This is a genomic window from Robiginitalea sp., assembly GCF_049588695.1.
Classification (GTDB): Bacteria; Bacteroidota; Bacteroidia; order Flavobacteriales; family Flavobacteriaceae; genus Robiginitalea.
The window spans coordinates 1-2,921 of sequence record NZ_JBAVZJ010000437.1 but is presented as its reverse complement, the minus strand read 5'-3'; the positions used below and the strand labels follow the sequence as shown (position 1 = coordinate 2,921).

General features: G+C 47.0%; 2 protein-coding genes. Both read left to right on the top strand.

The genetic code is table 11. The features are described from left to right. Positions 1–1,838, top strand: a 1,838-nt coding sequence (locus WBV75_RS10430; protein ID WP_424120551.1) for an MFS transporter, incomplete at its 5' end; no start/stop codon positions are given. 3 nt (positions 1,839–1,841) lie between these two features. After that, a complete protein-coding gene (locus WBV75_RS10425; RefSeq protein ID WP_424120550.1) occupies positions 1,842–2,726 on the top strand; it encodes a glycosyl hydrolase family 17 protein in 885 nt (294 codons plus the stop codon). The last annotated feature ends 195 nt before the right edge of the window (positions 2,727–2,921 follow it).

Here is a 2,921-nt window from a genome sequence, read left to right as displayed (position 1 = left end):
TGATCATGTACGACCAGGGCTGGTTTGAATCTGCCGATGTTGCTACGCGTACCCTTGCCGTTTGGGTGGGGGTTATCTGTATGGTATTCGCTATGGTTCCGGCTATATTCCTCAAAAGCAAATCCACCGTCAATGAAGATTACTCCCCACTTACGGTCAGCAATATAGGCGGAAGCCTAAAAGAAATACTTCAAGGGTTTAAAGAGGCGTTTAAATCCCCGCCTTTCCGGAAGTTGTGTATTGCTACCTTTTTTATCTTCAACGCTTTTAATACCATTGCGGCATTCTCCTTCTTTATTGTGGTTTATTACCTGTTTAACGGAGATGCAGGGGCCGCAGGGATTTGGCCGACGCTTTTCGGTAGTTTGGGAGCATTGATTACTACCTTTTTAGTCATTCCCATTGTGACAAAAATGTCTAAGAAAATGGGTAAAAAGAGGGCTTTTGTGACGTCCCAGGGAATTTCGGTAATAGGGTATATAATGCTTTGGTTTTTGTTTATCCCCGGGAAGCCTTTTATGTTCATTTTCGCCCTGCCTTTTTTCTCCTTCGGTATTGGAAGTTTATTTGTCCTGATGATGTCAATGACTGCTGACGTCATTGACCTGGACGAACTCAGTAGTGGAAAGCGAAGGGAAGGGGTATTCGGAGCCATCTACTGGTGGATGGTTAAGTTCGGCTTCGCCATTGCAGGTTTATTAAGTGGGGCAATTTTGTCGTTAGTCGGTTTTGATGCTGATGCCGCCCAGCAAACAGAGGGTGCCATTACGGGATTAAGGGCATTCTACTCAGGAGTTCCCATACTCGGGACCCTTATTGCCATGTACGTCATGTGGGATTACGATGTGACCGAAGAGCGCGCCAATGAAATAAGGGCCGAACTCGACAGACGAAAAGAAAAGCCCGCGACTTCGTCATCCTCTTACTATCCATCCGGACAACTCATGTCTTTGATGGGTGGGGATTTGGAACTCGACCTGGCTTCAGATGTACCTTTCGAAACCAAAAGTGAGGCTGAGATACAAAAACTTTTTTCAGCCTCTTTAGAGCAAGGGATTCACGGCTTGTGTTTTAGTCCTTATACCGAGGGTCAGGATATTGGTGATATACTCACAGAGTCCCAAATAAGAAAGCGTATGGAGGTTATCGAACCCTATACCCAATGGGTGCGTTCTTTCTCCTGCACGGATGGAAATCAATTTATTCCCCAGGTAGCGCGGGAAAAAGGTTTAAAGACGATGGTTGGCGCCTGGATTGGCAGGGACAAAGCGCGCAATGAGAAGGAAATCGAGGGCCTGATTGCCCTGGGTAAAGCCGGGATGGTAGACATTGCCGCGGTTGGGAATGAGGTCCTGCTCCGAAATGAGTTGTCGGAAGGGGAAATACTCGAGTATATGCAAAGGGTGAAAGCGGCTTTACCGGGAATACCGGTGGGTTATGTGGACGCCTACTACCAGTTAATCCAACGTCCCGAACTCCTGGCAGCCTGCGATGTAATTCTGACAAACTGCTATCCGTTCTGGGAAGGCTCAGAGATCCACATGGCGGCGGGATACCTAAAGCGTATGTATCAGCTTACCCAGGAAGTTTCTAAAGGTAAACAAGTGATTATTACAGAAACCGGGTGGCCCAACAAAGGCAGTAAGAGGGAAGCCGCAGAGCCTTCCTCTGTGAATGCCATGAAATATTTTATCAATGTCAGCAAATGGCAACAGGAAAACGAGTTACGCCTCTTTTATTTCACGTCTTTTGATGAATCCTGGAAACTGCATCACGAAGGTGACGTGGGCGCCGGATGGGGAATTTGGGATCAGAACGAACACTTAAAATACGAATAGGTAATGTCATACAGAGAAGATAAGCGTCTGGCACTGGCTGCCACCGAGTTATCGGGACTAAGCGGGGAAGCTTTGAAAGAAAAGGCAAGAGAGATTCTGGCCATGGGGATGCACGGCTTGTGTTTTAGCCCATATGAGGAGGGACAAAAACCCGGGGAACGCATTTCCGAATCCCAGATTAGAAGGCGTATGGAGATCATAAAGCCCTATACCGAATGGATCCGGTCTTTTTCCTGTACCGAAGGAAATGAAAAAATCCCGGGAATTGCGAAAGAATTCGGAATCAAAACCATGGTGGGTGCCTGGTTGGGCGATGACCCGGAGATCAACCGGGAGGAAGTGGACAACCTGATCCTGTTGGCCAAAGAGGGCCTTGTGGATATTGCAGCGGTAGGGAACGAAGTTTTACTTCGGGGTGACCTGACGGAAGAGGAACTCCTCGGGTTTATACATGAGGTAAAGTCTGCAGTACCGGACCTGCCGGTAGGATATGTGGATGCCTATTATGAATTTGTAGACCACCCCAGGATCACAGAGGCCTGTGACGTGATCCTTGCCAATTGCTATCCTTTCTGGGAGGGATGTCATTTAGACTATTCCATACTCTATATGAAAGACATGTTTCAGAGGGCTTTACGGGCGGGGAACGGAAAAAAGGTGATAGTATCCGAAACAGGATGGCCCAGTGAAGGGAGTAGTACCAATGGGGCACACCCCTCTTTTGAGAATTTTCTGAAATACTTTATCAATACCCAGAAATGGGCATCCGAGGATGACATTGAGGTTTTTTACTTTTCATCTTTTGACGAATCCTGGAAGGTGGGAGCCGAGGGAGACGTGGGGGCATTTTGGGGCCTGTGGGATAAGCATGAGGAACTGAAATTCTGACAAGAACATTTTTTTTTCGCTATTTTGAGTTTTGCAGCCACTCAAGACCAATGACCCACCGTCCTGCATACTTTGCCATACGTACTATTTAGATACTCCTGTTGACCCTTAAGGGGATTGGGGCTCAAGCGCAAAACGATTCCATATCAAAATCTAAAATTGCAGTAGAATACACGGACAAAGGTTTTCAGTTTA